17 protein-coding genes are annotated in these 18,838 nt (G+C 64.1%); 8 read left to right on the forward strand and 9 right to left on the reverse strand.

Translation table 11 applies throughout. The features are described from left to right. Both K3175_RS11860 and K3175_RS11865 read left to right on the forward strand, forming a co-directional pair. The gene (locus K3175_RS11860; protein ID WP_221543590.1) at positions 1-666 is read left to right on the forward strand and encodes a CoA transferase subunit B; all 666 of its coding nucleotides are present in this window, start codon (positions 1-3) and stop codon (positions 664-666) included. Between the two features lie 7 nt (positions 667-673). Beyond that, a complete protein-coding gene (locus K3175_RS11865; RefSeq protein ID WP_221543591.1) occupies positions 674-1,819 on the forward strand; it encodes a CaiB/BaiF CoA transferase family protein in 1,146 nt (381 codons plus the stop codon). 65 nt (positions 1,820-1,884) lie between these two features. On the opposite strand, the gene metK is transcribed toward K3175_RS11865, so the two are convergent. The 6 genes from metK to hisS form a co-directional block, all read right to left on the reverse strand. Then, complete coding sequence (gene metK / locus K3175_RS11870) at positions 1,885-3,123, reverse strand: methionine adenosyltransferase (protein WP_221543592.1); 1,239 nt, start codon at positions 3,121-3,123, stop codon at positions 1,885-1,887. Positions 3,124-3,174: 51 nt separating this feature from the next. After that, positions 3,175-4,752 carry an apolipoprotein N-acyltransferase gene (gene lnt / locus K3175_RS11875; protein ID WP_221543593.1) on the reverse strand — a complete coding sequence of 526 codons (1,578 nt, stop codon included), beginning with the start codon at positions 4,750-4,752 and terminating at the stop codon, positions 3,175-3,177. A 61-nt stretch (positions 4,753-4,813) separates the two neighbouring features. Continuing rightward, positions 4,814-5,488 (reverse strand): DUF4167 domain-containing protein, encoded by a 675-nt coding sequence (locus K3175_RS11880; protein WP_221543594.1) that lies wholly within the window; start codon positions 5,486-5,488, stop codon positions 4,814-4,816. Between the two features lie 238 nt (positions 5,489-5,726). Continuing rightward, positions 5,727-6,545, reverse strand: coding sequence for a peptide chain release factor N(5)-glutamine methyltransferase (prmC, locus tag K3175_RS11885; protein WP_221544128.1), 819 nt, complete (start codon positions 6,543-6,545; stop codon positions 5,727-5,729). A 1-nt stretch (position 6,546) separates the two neighbouring features. Beyond that, positions 6,547-7,614 (reverse strand): peptide chain release factor 1, encoded by a 1,068-nt coding sequence (prfA, locus tag K3175_RS11890; RefSeq protein WP_221543595.1) that lies wholly within the window; start codon positions 7,612-7,614, stop codon positions 6,547-6,549. Between the two features lie 201 nt (positions 7,615-7,815). Further along, positions 7,816-9,075, reverse strand: a complete 1,260-nt coding sequence (gene hisS / locus K3175_RS11895; protein ID WP_221543596.1) for a histidine--tRNA ligase — start codon at positions 9,073-9,075, stop codon at positions 7,816-7,818. 94 nt (positions 9,076-9,169) lie between these two features. Here hisS and K3175_RS11900 point away from each other — a divergent pair, with 94 nt between their 5' ends. The 3 genes from K3175_RS11900 (at position 9,170) to K3175_RS11910 (ending at position 12,236) form a co-directional block, all read left to right on the forward strand. Next, complete coding sequence (locus tag K3175_RS11900; RefSeq protein WP_221543597.1) at positions 9,170-11,116, forward strand: M61 family metallopeptidase; 1,947 nt, start codon at positions 9,170-9,172, stop codon at positions 11,114-11,116. A 135-nt stretch (positions 11,117-11,251) separates the two neighbouring features. Beyond that, a complete protein-coding gene (gene ppa / locus K3175_RS11905; RefSeq protein ID WP_221543598.1) occupies positions 11,252-11,791 on the forward strand; it encodes an inorganic diphosphatase in 540 nt (179 codons plus the stop codon). A gap of 157 nt (positions 11,792-11,948) precedes the next feature. Then, positions 11,949-12,236, forward strand: coding sequence for a hypothetical protein (locus K3175_RS11910; RefSeq protein ID WP_221543599.1), 288 nt, complete (start codon positions 11,949-11,951; stop codon positions 12,234-12,236). Positions 12,237-12,249: 13 nt separating this feature from the next. Here K3175_RS11910 and K3175_RS11915 read toward each other — a convergent pair whose 3' ends face one another. The 3 genes from K3175_RS11915 to K3175_RS11925 form a co-directional block, all read right to left on the reverse strand. After that, entirely contained in the window at positions 12,250-13,647 is a 1,398-nt protein-coding gene (locus K3175_RS11915; RefSeq protein ID WP_221543600.1) for a mechanosensitive ion channel family protein, read from the reverse strand. Then, the gene (locus K3175_RS11920; protein ID WP_221543601.1) at positions 13,644-14,990 is read right to left on the reverse strand and encodes a TldD/PmbA family protein; all 1,347 of its coding nucleotides are present in this window, start codon (positions 14,988-14,990) and stop codon (positions 13,644-13,646) included. Before K3175_RS11920 ends, K3175_RS11915 begins: the two co-directional genes overlap by 4 nt. A 75-nt stretch (positions 14,991-15,065) precedes the next feature. Next, positions 15,066-15,443 carry a hypothetical protein gene (locus K3175_RS11925; protein ID WP_221543602.1) on the reverse strand — a complete coding sequence of 126 codons (378 nt, stop codon included), beginning with the start codon at positions 15,441-15,443 and terminating at the stop codon, positions 15,066-15,068. A gap of 170 nt (positions 15,444-15,613) precedes the next feature. Between K3175_RS11925 and lptB the strand changes: the two genes are divergently transcribed. The 3 genes from lptB to ctrA all read left to right on the forward strand — a co-directional run bounded on the left by lptB (position 15,614) and on the right by ctrA (position 18,722). After that, on the forward strand, positions 15,614-16,399 hold the full coding sequence (gene lptB, locus K3175_RS11930; protein ID WP_221543603.1) for an LPS export ABC transporter ATP-binding protein: 786 nt from the start codon (positions 15,614-15,616) through the stop codon (positions 16,397-16,399). Between the two features lie 26 nt (positions 16,400-16,425). Continuing rightward, entirely contained in the window at positions 16,426-17,880 is a 1,455-nt protein-coding gene (gene rpoN, locus K3175_RS11935) for an RNA polymerase factor sigma-54 (RefSeq protein ID WP_221543604.1), read from the forward strand. A 143-nt stretch (positions 17,881-18,023) separates the two neighbouring features. After that, on the forward strand, positions 18,024-18,722 hold the full coding sequence (gene ctrA / locus K3175_RS11940) for a response regulator transcription factor CtrA (RefSeq protein ID WP_221543605.1): 699 nt from the start codon (positions 18,024-18,026) through the stop codon (positions 18,720-18,722). Positions 18,723-18,838 lie beyond the last annotated feature (116 nt).

The following is an 18,838-nucleotide window of genomic DNA, read 5'->3' on the forward strand; positions in this document are numbered from 1 at the left end:
ATGACCGATACCGCCACCCGCACCGGCTGGGACCGCAACCAGATGGCCGCACGCGCCGCGCGCGAGCTTGAGGACGGCTATTACGTCAATCTCGGCATCGGCATCCCGACGTTGGTCGCGAACCATATTCCAGATGGCATGCACGTCACGCTGCAGAGCGAGAACGGCATGCTCGGGATCGGCCCGTTTCCTTACGAAGGGGAAGAAGACGCCGATCTCATCAATGCTGGCAAGCAGACCATCAGCGAACTGCCGCACAGCGCCTATTTCGACAGCGCCCAGAGCTTTGCCATGATCCGCGGCGGCCATATCGACCTCACCGTGTTGGGCGCGATGGAAGTGGCCGAGAACGGCGATATCGCCAATTGGATGATTCCTGGCAAGATGATCAAGGGCATGGGCGGCGCCATGGATCTGGTCGCGGGGGTGAAGAAGATCATCGTCGTCATGGATCACACGGCCAAGGATGGCAGCGCGAAGTTCATCCCGAGCTGCACCCTGCCGCTTACCGGCCAGAACGTGGTCGACATGATAATCACCAACCTCGGCGTCTTCCGCCGGCCCGATCATGACAGCGCTTTCCAGCTGGTCGAGCTTGCTCCCGGTGTGAGCGAAGAGGATATCGCCGCCAGCACGACCGCGAAATACGAGGTCGTGCTCGGCTGACGCTGCAATGGCCACATGGCTCGACCATCCGCGTAACGAGAACAGCCCGCTCGCAGGGCTGAAGGTGCTCGAACTCGCCCGCGTCCTCGCCGGGCCTTGGGCGGGCCAGATCCTCGCCGATCTCGGCGCGGACGTGATCAAGGTGGAAAGCCCGGAAGGCGACAATACCCGAATCTGGGGACCTCCCTGGGTCGAGCATGGCGGCGAAACCACCAGCGCCTATTATCACTCCTGCAATCGCGGGAAGCGCGGGATCACCGCCGACTTTCGCGAAGAGGAAGATCTCGCCCGCGTGGCCAGGCTGGCGGCGGAGGCCGATGTCGTGCTTGAGAATTTCAAGCCCGGAGGGCTGGCAAAATTCGGGCTCGATTACGGGACGCTGTCGAAGGCGAACCCTTCCCTCGTTTACTGCTCCATCACCGGGTTCGGACAGGATGGTCCGCGGAGGGATGAACCCGGCTATGACTTTGTGGTGCAGGGCATGAGCGGCTTCATGGCGCTTACCGGCGAACCGGAGGGCGACCCGATGAAGATGGGCGTGTCGGTGAGCGATCTTTCCTGCGGGCTCTGGGCGGCGAATGCCGTGCAGGCGGCCCTGCTGATGTGCCATCGCACCGGTAAGGGGCAATGGATCGACATGAGCCTGCTCGACAGTTCGGTCGCTCTGCTGGCCAATCAGGCCATGAGCTACCTTTCCACCGGCCAGAATCCGCCGCGCATGGGCAATGCGCATGCGCAGGTCAGTGCCTATGGCGTTTTTCCCACGTCCGACGGGCAGGTCGTGCTCGCGCCTGCCAACGATGCGCTTTTTCGGCGATTGCTGACCCTGCTTGGGCGCGCGGACCTTCTCGCCGATGCGCGCTATGCCACCAACGAAGGTCGGATCGCCCGCCGCGAGGAAGTCGACGCCCTGATAGCCGACGCTACCGCGCAGTGGTCACGCAAGGACTTGCTGGTGGCCTGCGCAGAGGCGGCCATCCCCGCCGGGCCGATAAATGAATTAGATGAAGTTTTCGCCGACCCTCAAGTCAAGGCGCGCGGCATGCAGATAGAGATCGGCGGTCTGCCATCGGTGCGCAGCCCCTTTGTTTTTTCAGACGCCGATCTTGCGCTCGAAAAGGCCTCACCCAGCAAGGGTCAGGACGACCGGTAAAGAAAAGGGCGGCCCGGTGAGCCGCCCTTTCGCATTCGATTCGCTGTGCGTTAGCCCGTTGTACGTCAGCCCAGCGCGGCTTTCAGGTCGTCGACCAGATCGGTGCGCTCCCACGGGAAGGAATCGCCATCCGCCTGCCTGCCGAAGTGTCCATAGGCTGCACTCTTGCGGTAGATGGGCTTGTTGAGGCCGAGATGCATGCGGATGCCGCGCGGGGTCAGGCCGCCGAGCTTTTCGATACCCCGTATTGCAGTCTCCAGCGCTTCATCGGTCACGCCGTCGGCGCTGGTGCCATGCGTGTCGACATAGATCGACAGCGGCTTCGACACACCGATCGCATAGGAAAGCTGGATCGTGCAGCGACGCGCCAGACCGGCCGCGACGATATTCTTCGCCAGATAGCGTGTGATATAAGCAGCGGAGCGGTCGACCTTGGTCGGGTCTTTGCCACTGAAGGCGCCGCCACCGTGCGGGGCCGCCCCGCCATAGGTGTCGACGATGATCTTGCGGCCCGTAAGGCCAGCATCGCCATCGGGACCGCCGATCTCGAAAGCACCGGTCGGATTGATGTGCCATTCGGTTTCGTCCGAAACCCAGCCTTCGGGCAGGATTTCCGCCACGACCTTCTTCACATAGGACTTGAGTTCGGCTTCCTTCTCACCCTCGTGATAGCCCTTGGCGTGCTGCGTCGAGACGACGATTGCCGTGCATGCCACCGGCTTGCCATTCTCGTAACGCAGCGAAAGCTGGCTCTTGGCATCGGGTTCGAGAAATGGAGCAATGCTGCTCTTGCGATCTGCTGCAAGCCGTTCAAGAATTTTGTGCGAATAATCCAGCGTGGCGGGCATGAGATCGGGGGTCTCGTCGCAGGCGAAACCGAACATGATGCCCTGGTCCCCGGCCCCTTCGTCCTTGTTGCCGCTCGAATCGACGCCCTGCGCGATTTCGGAGGACTGGCCGTGAAGGTGATTTTCGAAGGTCAGCGTCTTCCAGTGGAAGCCATCCTGCTCATAACCGATCTCGCGAACGGTTCGGCGCACCGCTGCCTCGATCTCGTCCTTCGCGCCCGGCGCCCAGCCACCGTTGTAGGACCACTCCTCATTATTCTTGTCGTACATGGGAGCACAGCGGATTTCGCCCGAGAGGATGATCCGCTGCGTGGTCGTCATGGTTTCGCAGGCGACGCGCGATTCGGGGTCCTTGGCGAGCATCAGATCGACGATCGCGTCCGAAATCTGATCCGAGACCTTGTCCGGATGCCCTTCTGACACGCTTTCGGAAGTGAAGAGATAATTGGTGCGCATTCCGAACCCCGATGAAAGATATAAAGATAGCTTTAAGTGTTGCTTTCCCTGCTAGCGACGGATGCGCCTGACTGCAACCAGCGATCCGACGAGAAGCAGCACGCTCCAGATCAGCGTGAGCCAGTGACCCATGCCGTAGAACAGCGTGGGCTCGCCTGCCGGAGGCACGAAGGTGTCGATCCGGTCGGCTACATTGCGGCCGATATGGTGCCGCACGATCCCGCTGGCATCGATCACGGCGCTGATCCCCGTCGTCGTCGAGCGGAGGACTGGCAGGCCTTCCTCGATCGCGCGCATGCGCGCCTGCGCCAGATGCTGCGGCGGGCCCCAGTCGCCGAACCAGCCATCGTTCGACGGGTTGAAGATGTAATCGGGCCGGTTCCCACGCTCGACCACTTCGCCGGAAAAGACGATTTCGTAGCAGATCTGCATTCCCGCCCTGCCATGCGGTCCGAGATCGAACGTCTGAGGACCCGGACCGGGGATGAAATCGATTCCGCCTGCGACAAGGCGCCTCATGCCGAGCGGTTCGAGCAGCGCGCGCATCGGGAGATATTCCCCGTAAGGCACCAGATGTGCCTTGGCGTACCGCTGGCCTAGATTGCCTTCGGCATCGATCGGGGTGATGGCATTGTAGGCGCCCGTCGCCCGCGCGCGGCCATCCACGTCCTCGATCCTCAGATCGACAGCGCCGGTAAGCAGAAGCGCGCCCTCTCCCAGCGTCTGGCCGATCTGGTAGCGCGCGAAGGCGGGATCGCCGCCAGCGGTCATCTGGTTGTAGTAGCGCTGCGGATAACCGGGCCGGAGGTAATCGGGCACGCCGCTTTCAGGCCACAGCACAAGCCGCCGCGAAACCGGACGTTGCGGCACGCTCAAAGAAGCGATGCGGAGAAATTGCTCTGCATATTTGCTGGGATCGTCGAGCTCTTCCTGCTGGAGATTGGGCTGAACCAGTGTCAGCGGCAGGGTGCCTTGCGTCGGCGGCGGGCCCGGCAGGACCATGGCGGCCACCACAGCGATCACCAGACCGCCAGCGACGATCCAGCGCCGCGCGGCGATCGTCCAGGCGAAGATGCCGCACAGGGCGACCGTCAGCCCGGACAGGGCATAGCTGCCGATCCATGGCAGGACCCCGGCGAGGCCGGGGCGATCCCAGCTGCCCAGCAGCATCATGGAGAACGGGCCCCAGGCATAGCCGGTGAAGACCCAGCTGCGGAACCATTCGGCACCGATCCACAGGCCGCCCAGCGCCAGCGCGAAGGGCAGAAGCCCCCGCCCGCGCGCCACAAGCCATGCGCCGAGGCTGGCGAGCGCCGGCCAGACGGCGAGATAGAGCGAAAGGAGCGGAACGGCCGCCCAGCCCAATATGGCGGGCATTTCGGCCTGGTAGGTGAAGGCCGTGGCGATCCAGTTGTTGGTGAGCGTAAAATGCGCCACGCCGAACAGCCAGCCAGTCAGGAAGACGCTTTTCCCGCTTTCCTGGCGACAGGTCAGCCAGACGAAGCCGGCCATGGCGGCAAGGCCCAGCGGCCAGATATGAAGGGGCTGGAAGCCGGTCGCCGAGAGCAGACCGAGCAACACGGCGCACCAACGCGGGTGCCGCAGGGCGAAAGCGGGGATTCTCTCCATCGCCACGCCTGTTACGTCAGGGCGCGGCGATGGCAAGCGAAAGCAGGATGAGCGAGCGCGATCAGCCGACCGCGCTCACGTCCTCGCTTTCCTCGGTCTTGCGACGGCGGCGGCGCGGCGCAGGCTTTTCCTCGTCCGCGCCGATTGCGGGCGGGAGGGCAGCCACGTCGATTTCGCCTTCATTGCCGGGAGCACCTTCACTGGCCACCTTCGGCTTGCGAGGTGCACGGCGCTTCTTGGGCGCTTCTTCCTCGTCGCTCTTGCGAGTGAAGGGGTTTTCCTCCGGCTCGTAGTCGCTGCCATCGTCATCGTTCGACGAACGGCGCGGCCTGCGGGCCCGGGTTTCCTTCTGAGCCTGGTCCCGGCCCTGATCGTCACCCTGGCGGGCGCGCGGGCGGCGGTTCTTGCGGCGATCGTCACCATCATCGTCCGAATCGTCATCATCGGACTGGTTCGAGCCGCGATCGTCGTCGCGCTTGGCCTTGGCTTCTTCCTGGCGCGCCTTGTTGTCGGCGATCACGCGGAAATAATGGTCGGCGAACTGGAGATAGTACTCGGCCTGAACGCGGTCGCCATTGTGCTGGGCGTCCTGGGCAAGCTTCTTGTACTTGTCGAGCAGCTGCGGCGCATTGCCGCGTGCCCGGCTGTCGATCCGGTTGGCCGAATTGCCGCCGCCCTGATTGCGATTGTTGTTGCTGCGACCGCGGCGACGGTTGTTATTACGGTTGTTGTTCAAGGAATACTCGTCCTTTTATGGCGCGGCGCGAACCCTCGGTCCGCCTCTGGCCGCGTAATCCATCGTTCATGCAGCGCCCTCACGCAGCATGCGTGCCCCTGTCTGTGCATGGTATGCAACAGCTGAAAGCCGCGCACCGGAACTGCCATGTCGGAGCTTTGGACCGGTGGGTCGAACACTCTCGCGCACCACTGGCCTGTGGCCAGAGTTAGAGGGTCGAATCGGCTTTGCCAACCCCCTATCTCAGAATGAGTGCACGAGGGCGATTTGCAAGGTCCCGCCGCAGCTCGGATGAGAAGCCGTTTTCGGCGGCCAGAGCGCCAACCGCCTCGGCCTGCTCATGCCCGATTTCGAGGATCGCGATCCCTTCTGGCGCCAGCAGGCCGCGCAGGCAAGGCAGCAGAATGCGATAATCGTCCAGCCCGTCGGGCCCGGCGTACAGGGCAGTGGCCGGCTCGTGGTCGCGCACATCCGGATCCAGCGCGGCGCCGTCTTCCACATAGGGCGGATTGCACAGCACGATGTCGAACGCGCCCAAAGTCGCCGCCCAGCCTTCCTCGCGCCAGTCGAGCAGATGGAACCGCACGCGGTCCTCAAGGCCCAGCAGGTCGGCATTGTCATGCGCCACGCCGAGCGCGGCGGGCGAGAAGTCAGTCCCGATCCCGCTGGCCCCGGTCTCGGCGACCACGCTCAGCAACAGCGCCGCGGTGCCTGTACCCAGATCGAGCACGCGCTGCGCCGCCGGCTTCAGCTCCAGCGCGGCCTCCACCAGCACCTCGCTGTCGCCGCGCGGGATCAGCGTATCGGGAGTGACGCGAAATGTGCGGCCGAAGAACTCCTGATAGCCGAGGATATGCGCCACCGGTTCGTGCCCCGCGCGCCGATCGACCAGATTGCCGTAGCTCGCAGGTGCTGGATCGCGCATCGAGCGCAGCAGCATTTCCGAGCGGCCCGTGCCCAGCGCATGCGCCATCAGCAGTTCGGCATCGAGCCGGGCGGTATCGCTGGTCGCAGCGAGACGCCCGGCCGCCGCGCGGATGGCATCGCCGACATTCATGTCACTCACTGAGCGCCGCGAGCCGCTTGGCCTCGTCCTCCGCGATCAGCGCATCGACCAGTTCGCCCAGCCCCGGCCCGGCGATGATCTCGGGCAGCTTGTGCAGGGTCAGCCCGATGCGGTGATCGGTCACGCGGCCCTGCGGGAAGTTGTAGGTGCGGATGCGTTCGGAGCGGTCGCCGCTGCCCACCATCGCCCGCCGCGCCTCGGCCTCGGCCCCCTGCGTCGCTTCGCGCTGGGCGTCGTAAAGGCGCGTGCGCAGCACCTGCATCGCCTTTTCCTTGTTTTTGTGCTGGCTGCGCGCATCCTGGCAGGTCACCACCGTACCGGTCGGCAGGTGAGTGATGCGGATCGCGCTGTCTGTCGTATTGACGTGCTGCCCGCCCGCGCCGCTGGCGCGGTATGTATCGATCTTGAGATCGCCCGCATCGATCTGGACATCCACCTCGTCCGGTTCGGGCAGGACCGCCACCGTGGCGGCAGAGGTGTGAATGCGCCCCCCGCTCTCGGTTTCGGGCACGCGCTGCACGCGGTGCACGCCGCTTTCGAACTTGAGCTTGGCGAAGACCCCATTGCCCGCGACATTGGCGACGATTTCCTTGAAGCCGCCGACTTCGCTGGCATTCATGCTGACCGGCTCCACCTTCCAGCCCTGCTCTGCGGCATAGCGTTCGTACATGCGGAAGAGATCGCCCGCGAACAGCGCCGCCTCATCGCCGCCCGTACCGGCGCGGATTTCGAGCATGGCGGGCTTGTTGTCGGCGCTGTCGCGCGGGAGCATGGCGATGGCCAGCTGCCGTTCCGCCTCGGGCAGGCGCTCGCGCAGGTCGGCCAGTTCCTCTTCGGCCATGGCCTTCATTTCGGGATCGGCCAGCATTTCCTCGAGACCGGCGATCTCCTCGCGCGCCGATTTCACTTCGGCGGCCACGCGGGCGACCGGCTCCAGCTCGGCATAGTCGCGACTCGCCTGGACGAAGGCGTCGCCTTCCAGCGTGCCCGACGCCATGCGCGCCTCGAGCTCGGCGAAGCGATGGGCGATCTGGTCGAGACGTTCGGCGGGGACTTGCAAGGTTAGAACTCTGTTTCCTGAACGGTGGAGCGCCTGGAGCACGGTCCAAGGGTAAAAAACCCGCTGGCGGCAAGCGTCCCGCGACTGGGTGCGGGATCGAGAAGTCGCTTATCGGGCATGGAGGGGCATTAGCCCCGAACGGGGCGTGTAGGAAAGGGCGGGATGGCGCTTGGCCCCAACTCCCGCCCGATTTCCAGAACCTCAGCCGTTCCAGCGGCCTGCGAAAATGGCTTCCGCCTCGGCCGCCCGCGCATAGTCGCTGTCGGCGCTGGTGAGCGTCTGCGTGTGCTGCCCATCCCTTACGTCGAACGAAATCAGCACGGCAGGATCGGCCTTGCGCGCCTTGTCGAAGCGCTTGCGCGGGCTGCCCGTGGCGAACAGTTCGGCGTTGAAGCCCTGGCGCCGGAAGATGGCCACCATCTCGGCGGCATCGCCTTCACGCTCGGCATTTTCGGCGGCGATGGCGATTTCCAGCCGTTCGGTGCCCTTGCCCTCGCACAGCATCGCCAGCCGTTCGATTCCGGCAGCCCAGCCGACCGCAGGCGTGGGCGCGCCGCCCAGGCTTTCCATCAGTCCGTCATAGCGGCCGCCGCCCAGGATCGTGCTCTGGCTGCCGAGCTTGCCGGCGGCCTCGCTGCCCTCGTCGGGAATGAATTCGAAGGCGGTGTGGCGATAGTAGTCGAGGCCGCGCACCAGGCTTTCCGCGCGCGTCCACTTGACGCCTGCCGCGTCGAGGCCGCCGGTCACGGCATCGAAGAAGGCGCGGGCATCGCCCGACAGGAACTGGTCGATCTTGGGCGCCGTGCCGACGAATTGCTGGTCGCGGCGGTCCTTGGAATCGAGAATGCGCAGCGGGTTCTTTTCCAGCCGCTCCTGCGAATCCTCGCTCAATTCGTCCTTCACCGCGCGGAAATGTTCCACCAGTGCGGCGCGCCAGGCTTCGCGGCTGTCGCCATCGCCCAGCGTGTTGAGATGCAGCGTCACGCCGGTGATGCCGAGTTCCTTCAGCACCTGATCGGCCATGGTCAAAAGCTCGACATCGGCCTGCGGTTCGCCCGCGCCGATGATTTCGGCATCGATCTGGTGGAATTGGCGATAGCGCCCCTTCTGCGGGCGTTCGTAACGGAACAGCGGGCCGTGGGTCGTCAGCTTGACCGGGGCATATTGCTGCCAGCCATTGGACAGGAAGGCGCGCGAAATACCGGCGGTGAATTCGGGCCGCAGCGTCAGCGATTCGCCGCCGCGATCCTCGAAGGAATACATTTCCTTCGAGACGATATCGGTCGTCTCGCCGATTGAGCGGGCGAACACCTCGGTCTTCTCGAACACGGGCATTTCGACCCGGCGAAAGCGGTAGAGACGGCGCACGCGTTCGAAGGTTTCGACCACGAAGGCGAAGGCTTCCGCATCGGGTCCGAAAATATCCTGCGTGCCGCGAATGGCTTGGGGTGTCTTGCTCATCGGGCGCGCGTCTAGCGCGTTCGGTGGAAAGGGGGAAGCCGCTCGTCGAGAGTTCGCTTGCCATATATGGGGGGCGCCCGCATGGCGTGGCCCCATGAAAACCGTCTCCACGCCGATCGCCCTCGCCGCCGCCCTTCTCCTCGCCTCGGGTGCCAGCGCCCAGTCGCGGCCCGAAGGCAATTCCGCCCCCATCGCCCCGCAGCTGGACGATGCCACGCCGCTGCCGCAGGACACCGCCTGGCCGGGCGGCACGATCAGACTCGAAATCGACGCCACCGATACGCGCCGCGCGCTCTATTCGGTGAAGGAGACGATCCCCGTTCCCGCCGGGATGGACCAGCTGAACCTGCTGCTGCCCGAATGGCTGCCCGGCAAGCATGCCGCGCGCGGTGCCGCCAATCTGGTCTCCGACATCCGCTTCACCGCGAACGGCCAGCCGCTCGAATGGAGCCGCGACCCGCTCGACGTCTATCGCTACCGCGTCAGCCTGCCGCAGGGCACAAGCGAAGTGGTGGCCACCTTCCGGCACACCTCGCCCGTGACCGGCAGCGAGGGCCGCATCTCGATGACACAGGAAATGTTCAACCTGCAATGGGAAGCGATGAGCCTTTATCCCGAAGGCCATTACACCCGGCGGATCGAAATCCTGCCCACGGTCAAGGTGCCGCAAGGCTGGCAGGTCTTCACCGCGCTCGACGGCCAGACCCGCAGCGGCGACATGGTGAGCTGGGACGAGGTCGATTACGAAACGCTGGTCGATTCGCCGATCTTTGCGGGCAAATATGCGCGCCAGTGGGAAGTGGGCGAGGATGTCCGGCTGGATGCGCTGGCCGATGCGCCCAAATATCTGGAGCTGGCGCCAGAAAACCTCGCCCGTTTCGAACGGCTGGTGGATGAGGCCGACGCCCTGTTCGGCGCACGCCCGTTCGACCATTACGACATCCTGTTGGCCATGACGGACCGGATGGGCGGCATCGGGCTCGAACATCACCGCTCGGCGGAAAACCAGTACGAACCCACCGCGCTGATCGACTGGGACAAGATGGACTGGGACCACAATGTCGTCAGCCACGAACTGGTGCATAGCTGGAACGGCAAGTTCCGCCGCCCCGAAGGGCTGTGGACCCCCGATTACCGCACCCCGATGCAGGATACGCTCCTGTGGGTCTACGAAGGCCAGACGCAGTTCTGGGGCTGGGTGCTGGCGGCGCGCGCAGAATTCCAGAAGAAGGAAACCGTGCTGGGCATGTTCGCCAATGCGGCGGCCAATTATTCCGAAGGCCAGCCGGGCCGCGACTGGCGCAGCGTAGAGGACACGACCTACGATCCGATCGTCAATTCGCGCCGCCCGCTGCCTTACAGCTCGCTCCAGCGCAGCGAGGATTACTATGTCGAAGGCGCGCTGACCTGGCTCGAAGCGGACCAGATCATCCGCCAAGGCACAAAGGGAAAGAAGGGGCTCGATGATTTTGCCCGCGCCTTCTTCGGCAAGGAAGACGGCGACTGGGGCGTGCTGACCTATGATTTCGACGAAGTCGTGGAGACGCTGAATTCGGTCTATGCCTATGACTGGGCCGCATTCCTTGACACGCGTCTGCGCCAGCCCAATCAGCCCGCCCCGCTGCGCGGTCTGGAAATGGCGGGCTACCGGCTGGTCTGGAAAGACGAACCCAATCCCTACGCTGCGGGCCGGATTGCCAATGGCAAATATACCGACCTGTTCTATTCGCTGGGCATCAATCTCAACAGCGATGGCAAGGTGACCTCCACCCTGTGGGACGGGCCTGCCTTCAATGCGGGCATCGTCAACGGGACGCAGATCATGGCGGTCAACGGCACGGCCTATTCGAAGGATGTGATCACCGAAGCGGTGACGGCGGCCAAGACAAGCGGCGAGCCGATCGACCTGCTAGTGAAACGCGGGGAGCGCTTCGACACGGTATCGATTCGCTATGACGGCGGCCTGCGCTATCCCTGGATCGAGCCGGCCGCCGGCGGCACCACCGCATTCGACCGCCTGCTGGAAGCCCGCGCACGCTGACGATCCGGCCCGAAAGCTGCCGCCGCGTGGTTATCACTATCTTGCGGTAACCACGCGCGGCGGTTAGGGCGCGCCCCGCGAAGTCTTTCCGGGGAGAGGGGCCGACCGAATTTCTCACCTAGCTAGAGAGCTATAATGCGTATCGACATGATTCCCGTGGGCGATGATGTGCCCAACAGCCTGAACGTCATCATCGAAGTGCCCACTGGCGGCGAACCGGTGAAGTATGAATTCGACAAGGACAGCGGCGCGCTGTTCGTCGACCGCATCCTGCATACGCCGATGCGCTATCCGGCGAATTACGGCTTCATCCCGCACACGCTGAGCCCCGATGGCGACCCGCTCGACGCGCTGGTCATCGCGCGTTCGCCCTTCATCCCGGGCTGCGTCGTGCGTGCCCGCCCGATCGGCGTGCTGAACCTGGAAGACGAACACGGCGGCGACGAAAAGCTCGTCTGCGTGCCGATCGACACGACCTTCCCCTATTATTCGGACGTTGCCGAAACGAAGGATCTGCCCTCGATCATCTTCCAGCAGATCGAACACTTCTTCACCCACTACAAGGACCTGGAAAAGGAAAAGTGGGTCCGCGTCGGCGCCTGGGGCGATGCGGCGGAAGCCAAGAAGATCGTGCATGAAAGCATCGAACGCTACGAAGCGAACAAGCAGAAATAAGGATCGAGGGGCGCCGTTGAGCGCCCCTTTTTCTTGGGGCCTGCCCGTTTGGCTTGAGGGAAGGATGGTCGGCGGTTGAACAATTGCCGCAGAAGCGATAAAAGTTGTTATGTTATCTTATCACTCAATCCCATCAAAAGAGCCAAGAGGAATTTTCGTGAAGAAACTGCTTATTGCCGCCGGTCTCATCTCGCTTGGGGCGCTTTCCGCCTGCGGCGAGGCGCATACCGATGCCGACACGCCTGCCGATGCAATGGCCACCGACAATGATGCCGAAGACATCATCGTGGAAGAGATCGGTGCAGTCGAAGATCACGCCGATCTGGCCGAAGATCGCGCTGCCGAAGCCGATACGCCCGAAGAGCGCGCGCGGCTGGAAGAGCATGCCGATCAGCTTGATGCGCGCGCCGACAGGCTGGAAGAGGAAGCCGACCGGGTCGACTAGGCCCGGTCCGCAGTCACTCCACGGGGCGTGAATGGTCGAGCAGGTCCTTTTCCTGCTCGCTGCCCGTTTCGCGCCGTTCCTTGTCGACCATCTCGGCGATCTCGTTGACCGGGCGGATGTCTTCGTCGGCCTCGGTGACGGTCATCTGCCGCACCGGCTTGGGCACTTTCGTGTCCTTGCGTTCGCCGCCTTCGGCGATGTTCTCGAACGGCAGCGTCGCGGAACGCGGGTCGAAGCGCAGGCGGTAAATCGGCTCGGGCAGGCCGAAGCCGGCGTCTTCCAGTGCTTCCTTCACCGCCGGGATGGCGCGGCTCTGCGCCTTGAACCAGTCGGTTTTGTTCTGATCGACCCACCCCAGGAAGCGGATCACGACATTGGAATCGCCCACTTCGACGATGCGCGCCTCTGGCGGCGGATCGGACAGGATGAAGTCCAGCGAGCCCAATGTCTCGCGGCCCAGCTGGCGGGCAGCACGCGCATCGTCATCGGCATCCACGCCCAGATCGAATTCGAAGCGGCGCTGCGGGTTGCGGCTGAAATTGGTGATGACCGCCTTGAACACCTGGCTGTTGGGCACGCGCAGATGGTTGCCATCGAGCGTCATCATCACCGTGGCGCGGCTGGTCAGGCGGATCACCCGCCCTTCGAGATTGTCGATCAGCACATGGTCGTTGGCGCGGAATGGCTGGCGCAGGCTGAGCATGAGCGAGGCGACGTAATTCTCGATCGTGTCGCGCAGCGCAAATCCCAGTGCCAGGCCGATGACCCCCGCCCCGCCCAGCACGGCGCCGAGCAAGGCGCTCGCCCCGACAATATCGAGCGCGACCACCAGTCCGCCGACGACGAAGACGAAGCGCAGCGCGCTGGCGATGAGTTCGGCCAGAAAGCTGTTGGGCGCGATCCTGTGCCAGAGCGAGCCGAGCCCGGCGATGAGATAGCCGATCAGCGAGATACCCGCCCACACCAGCAACGCCAGGCCGATCAGCGGCAACAGCGCGATCAGCCCGTCCCATTTGTCCGCCAGGCTCGCAATGCCCGAAGCCTGCGCCGACACCGAGACGTCGCGCTCCAGCCCGTTTTCCACCGTGACCACGCCGGTAACCCGGCTGGCGATGGCTTCGGCACGGGCGACGTCTTCCTGCTTGGGCACGGTGCCCGACAGGGTGACGACGCCCTGGCTGACCGCCACGTCCACCGCCTGGAAGGCGGGCAGTTCGGCAAAGATGCCTTCTATCCGGTCAGCCATGCGCTGGTCGGCGCCGGCATCCTGAGTATCGTCGATCGCCTGCGCCGGAGCCGACGTTTCGGCGGGCGCCGGATCGCTTTCAGGCGCGCTCGGCAGGATGGCCAGTGCGGGCGCGGCAACCATCGCCGACAGCGCAAGAGCGGCTGCGGCAACCAACCGCTTCATTCGCCTGCCACCATCATGCCGTCGACGCGCAGCGTGGGCACATTGATCGACCGGTGCATTTCGAGGTCGTCGGCGGGGGTGAGCGCGCGGTACATTTCGAGGAGGTTACCCGCGATGGTGATTTCCGCAACCGGTTCGGCGATCTGGCCCTGGCGGATGCGAAAGCCCGTCGCCCCGCGGCTGTAATCGCCGGTGACGGTGTTGATGCCCTGCCCGAACAGCGAGGTGACATAGAGCCCGTCCTCGATATCCGCCATCAGCGCTTCGGGAGAAACCGCGCCGGGTTCCATATGCACATTGCTGGCGCTGACGCCCGGCGATCCGCCGCCCCCGCGCGAGGCATGGCCGGTCAGTTCGAGGCCGAGCTGGTCGGCGGAGGACACATTGGTGAGCCAGCCGGTAACGCGGCCACCGCGCACCAGTTCGCGCGGGCCGGTGCGCACGCCTTCGCCATCGAACGGCCGCGAACGCTGGCCGCGTTTGCGCAGCGGATCTTCCACGATGCGGATGGCCGGATCGAACAGTTCGTCGGCCTCATGCCCCAGGAGAAAGCTGGCCTTGCGCGCAATCGCCGGGGCCGACATCGCGCCCAGCAGATGGCCGACAAGCCCGCCCGCGATGCGCGGTTCGAAGACTACCGGCAGCTTGCTGCTGGGGATCGATTTCGGGTTCAACCGCTCCACCGCGCGCCGTCCGGCTTCGCCGCCAACGGTTTCCGGCGCGGGCAGATCGGCAAGGAAACGCGCGCCGCGCGAGGCATGATCGGTCTGCATCGAACTGCCCTCGCCCGCCACCACGCTGGCAGACAGCGAAAAGCCGCTGCCGGCATAACCGCGGGCGAAACCGGTCGATGTCGCCAGCGCGACCACGGCGCGGCTGGCGCCCGCGCTGCCGCCATTGCTGTTGGTGACGCCTGCCACGGCGCGCGCGGCCTCCTCGGTCGCGAGCGCGGCTTCGCGCAGGGCTGCCGGGTCGGGCTGATCGGGATCGTCGAGTTCGAGATCGGGCATGTCGCCGGTGAACTGGGCATCAGCAGGGGCGAGGCCAGCATGCCGGTCTTCGGGCGCGTGGCGCGCCATCTGCACCGCGCGTTCGGCCAGCGCCTTCAAACCTTCGGGCGCGAAATCGCTGGTATGGATCGAGGCGGAGCGTTTGCCGACAAAGACGCGCAGGCCGATCTCTTCGCTTTCGGAGCGTTCGACCTCTTCCAGCCGGCCGAGTCGCATGGACACGGATTCCGAAGCATTGGCCCGGGCCACGGCGTCGGCTGCATCCGCACCGGTCTTCTGCGCCAGTGCCACGAGTTCCTGGCAGCGCGCCAGTGCGGTTTCTTTATCGATCATGCCTCGCCTTCAACTCCGCAAACCCAGTGAAGGGTCCGGCTAGGGAGCCGGTGCGGGCGGCGCAAGCCCGGAAGGTCAGGCGGCGAAGATCGCCTTGAAGAATGCGGTCAGCACGAAGGGCAGGCCGATCGCAATCGCCCACAGCAGCACCTGATCGCGGCGATAGGCGCTGCGCAGGCTTGCATCATGCGCCTTGTCCCCTGGCAGATCCTTCCAGCGTTTTTCGAACCAGCGACACGCCGGGATGATGGCCCCGACCAGCAGGATCAGCGCGAAATAGGGGATGGTGCTGGAAACGCCGTCCTTCAGCGCTTCCACGGTCACGAAAATCTGGAGGCCGGTGTAGACGATGAGCGCCAGCGCGACATTGTCGCTCATTTTCTTGGACCAGTCCGGCGAACCGCTGTGCGTTGCGGTTGCGAAACCGTGTTCCCTATCCAGTGCTTTAGCCATCGCTCGTCTCCCCAGACTGTTGATGAAGGCATAGTTTCAAATTTGTGACCTTAAGGCAAGCGCCGCGCGAGAAGCCTAATCTTGGCGCCCGCCGGACTCTTCGCCGCGCTTTGCAGGGCAGACTTCGGTCGGGGGTTTTACAAACCCGTCCGCATGCTATGGCAAGCAGCATGGACCAAGACGTGATCAGCCCGGACAATGAAGAAGTCCATGATGCCGCCCCGCCCATCCCACAGGGCGGGCTGGAAGTCATCTCGATCGCGAAGAGCTATGACAAGCGGCAGGTGCTGACCGACATCTCGCTCAGCGTCGGCAAGGGCGAAGTGCTCGGACTGCTCGGCCCAAATGGCGCGGGCAAGACGACCTGTTTCTATTCGATCATGGGGCTGGTCCGGCCCGACGCCGGCCGCATCCTGATGGACGGCGAGGACGTGACCCGCCTGCCGATGTATCGCCGCGCGATCCTCGGGCTTGGCTATCTGCCGCAGGAAACCAGCATTTTCCGCGGCATGACGGTGGAACAGAACATCGCCTGCGTGCTCGAAATGGTCGAACCCGACCGGGACACGCGCGCGGCCGAACTGGACCGACTGCTCGACGAATTCGGCCTTACCCGGCTGCGCGAAAGCCCGGCGATGGCGTTGTCGGGCGGTGAACGCCGCCGCGCCGAAATCGCCCGCGCGCTGGCGGCCAAGCCGTCGATCATGCTGCTGGACGAACCCTTTGCCGGGATCGATCCGCTGTCGATCAGCGACATTCGCGATCTGGTGAAAGACCTGAAAACGCGCGGCATCGGCGTGCTGATCACCGATCACAACGTGCGCGAGACGCTGGAAATCGTCGACCGCGCCTGCATCATCTATGGCGGCCAGGTCCTGTTCGCCGGAACGCCCGAGGCGCTGGTGGCGGACGAGAACGTCAAGCGGCTCTATCTCGGCGAGAACTTCACGCTGTGATCGCGGACGGCGCCCGGAGATAGACAATGGCGCTCGGCCCGAGGCTGGACCTAAGGCAATCCCAATCGCTGGTGATGACGCCGCAGCTGCAGCAGGCGATCAAGCTGCTGGCGCTGTCCAATCTCGAAATCGAAAGCTTCGTCGCTGAGGCACTGGACAGCAACCCGCTGCTAGAAGTGGGGGAACTGCGCCACGAAAAGGGCGACGACCAGCCTGAAAGCGCGCCGGGCGAACACGAGTCGACACCCGATTTCGACGGCGAGACCGCGCTCGACATTGCCGATTATGCGCGGGACCCCGATTCCTCGCCAGCCGATCGCGGCGACTGGGCGCAGGCAGGCGGGCTGGCGAGCGGCGGGGAAGAGCTGCCCGATCTGGAGAACCGGTCGCGCAGCAATCTGAGCCTGGCTGAACATCTTGCCTCCCAGATCGGCGCGCTGGCGCATGACGCGCGCGAGGGACTGATTGCCGGGCGCATCATCCACGAACTGGATGAAGCGGGCTATCTCCTTACCTCGCTGCGCGAATTGAGCGACGATCTGGGCGCCCCGCTGGCCGAAGTGGAGCGGGCGCTCATGCTGGTCCAGTCGCTCGATCCTACCGGGGTGGGCGCGCGCAGCCTGTCCGAATGCCTTGCGCTGCAGGCGCGCGAGGCGGATCGTTACGATCCCTGCATGGCGCGGCTGATCGACCATCTCGATCTGCTGGGCAGCGGGGACATCGCCCGGCTGCGCCGCCTGTGCGATGTCGATGAGGAAGATTTCGCCGACATGCTGGCGGAGCTGCGCAGCTATGATCCCAAGCCTGGCTCGCGCTTCGGCGGGGAGGCCGAAACCGCCATCGTCCCCGACGTGATCGTGAAACCGGCCGAAGGCGGCGGCTGGCACATCCGCATCAACGAAGCCAGCCTGCCCCGGCTGGTGGTCAACCGCGACTATTACGTCGAACTGGAAGCGGGCGCGCGCGACAAGGCCTCGCGCGCCTGGCTGAACGAACAGCTGGGCGAAGCGGACTGGCTGATCCGCGCTTTGGACCAGCGCCAGAAAACCATTTTGAAGACCGCCACCGAAATCGTGACACGGCAGGAAGGCTTCTTCCGCGAAGGCGTATCTGCCATGCGCCCGCTCACCCTGCGCGAGGTGGCGGAAAAGATCGAGATGCACGAATCGACCGTCAGCCGGGTGACGAGCAACAAATATCTGTCCTGTCCGCGCGGCACCTTCGAGATGAAATATTTCTTCTCCAGCGGGGTCGCCGCCGCCGATGGCGAAGGCGCCAGCAGCGAAGCGATCAAGGCCCGCATCCGCGCCCTGTGCGATGCCGAGGATGTGAAGAAAGTGCTGTCGGACCAGAAGCTCGCCGACCTGCTGAACGAAGAGGGATTCGATCTCGCCCGGCGCACGGTCGCCAAATATCGCGAGGCCATCGGCATCGGCTCTTCCGCCCAGCGCCGGCGGGCGAAGAAACTCCGCGCGCTGTGAAGGCAACCGCCGCCGTTGCATTTGGCGTGGGCGAATTTTACGTCGTTTTAACCTTTTCCATTCATACCCGATCTGGGTAACAAGGGTTTGGGCTTTTTTCTGACGGGAACGAGCCAGCGGATTTAGAGGCAAGGGGGCCGCCCATGCGAGTATTGCTGATCGAAGACGAGCCGACCACGGCGAAAGCCATCGAGCTCATGCTGACTACCGAGGGCTTTAACGTCTATTCTACCGATCTGGGCGAAGAAGGCCTCGATCTGGGCAAGCTGTATGATTACGACATCATCCTGCTCGACCTCAATCTTCCTGACATGCACGGCTATGACGTGCTCAAGAAACTGCGAGTCGCCAAGGTTCAGACGCCTGTCCTGATCCTCTCCGGCGTGGCCGAGATGGACAGCAAGATCCGCAGCTTCGGCTTCGGCGCTGACGATTACGTCACCAAGCCGTTCCACCGCGAAGAACTGATCGCCCGCATCCACGCCGTGGTGCGCCGCTCGAAGGGCCATAGCCAGTCGATCATCCGCACCGGCAAGCTCGCAGTGAACCTCGACGCCAAAACGGTCGAAGTCGATGGCGCCCGCGTCCATCTGACGGGCAAGGAATATGCGATGCTCGAGCTGCTCAGCCTGCGCAAGGGCACTACGCTGACCAAGGAAATGTTCCTCAACCACCTTTACGGCGGAATGGACGAACCCGAACTGAAGATCATCGACGTCTTCATTTGCAAGCTGCGCAAGAAATTGAGCCATGCCTGCAACGGCGAGAATTACATCGAAACCGTCTGGGGCCGTGGTTACGTCCTGCGCGACGACGAAGAAGAAGAGGCCGCAGCAGCCTGATCTTCTTTTCGGGTCGGATCATTTTTCCGACCCGCCGCAGATCAGGGTTGATCTTGCACGCATAAAATAGTTAACGCCGATTTTCTTAAATCGTTAAGCCGCTCGAAGCTTACAGT

Origin of the sequence: Qipengyuania aestuarii (assembly GCF_019711535.1) — a bacterium.
Taxonomy (GTDB): Bacteria; Pseudomonadota; Alphaproteobacteria; order Sphingomonadales; family Sphingomonadaceae; genus Qipengyuania; species Qipengyuania aestuarii.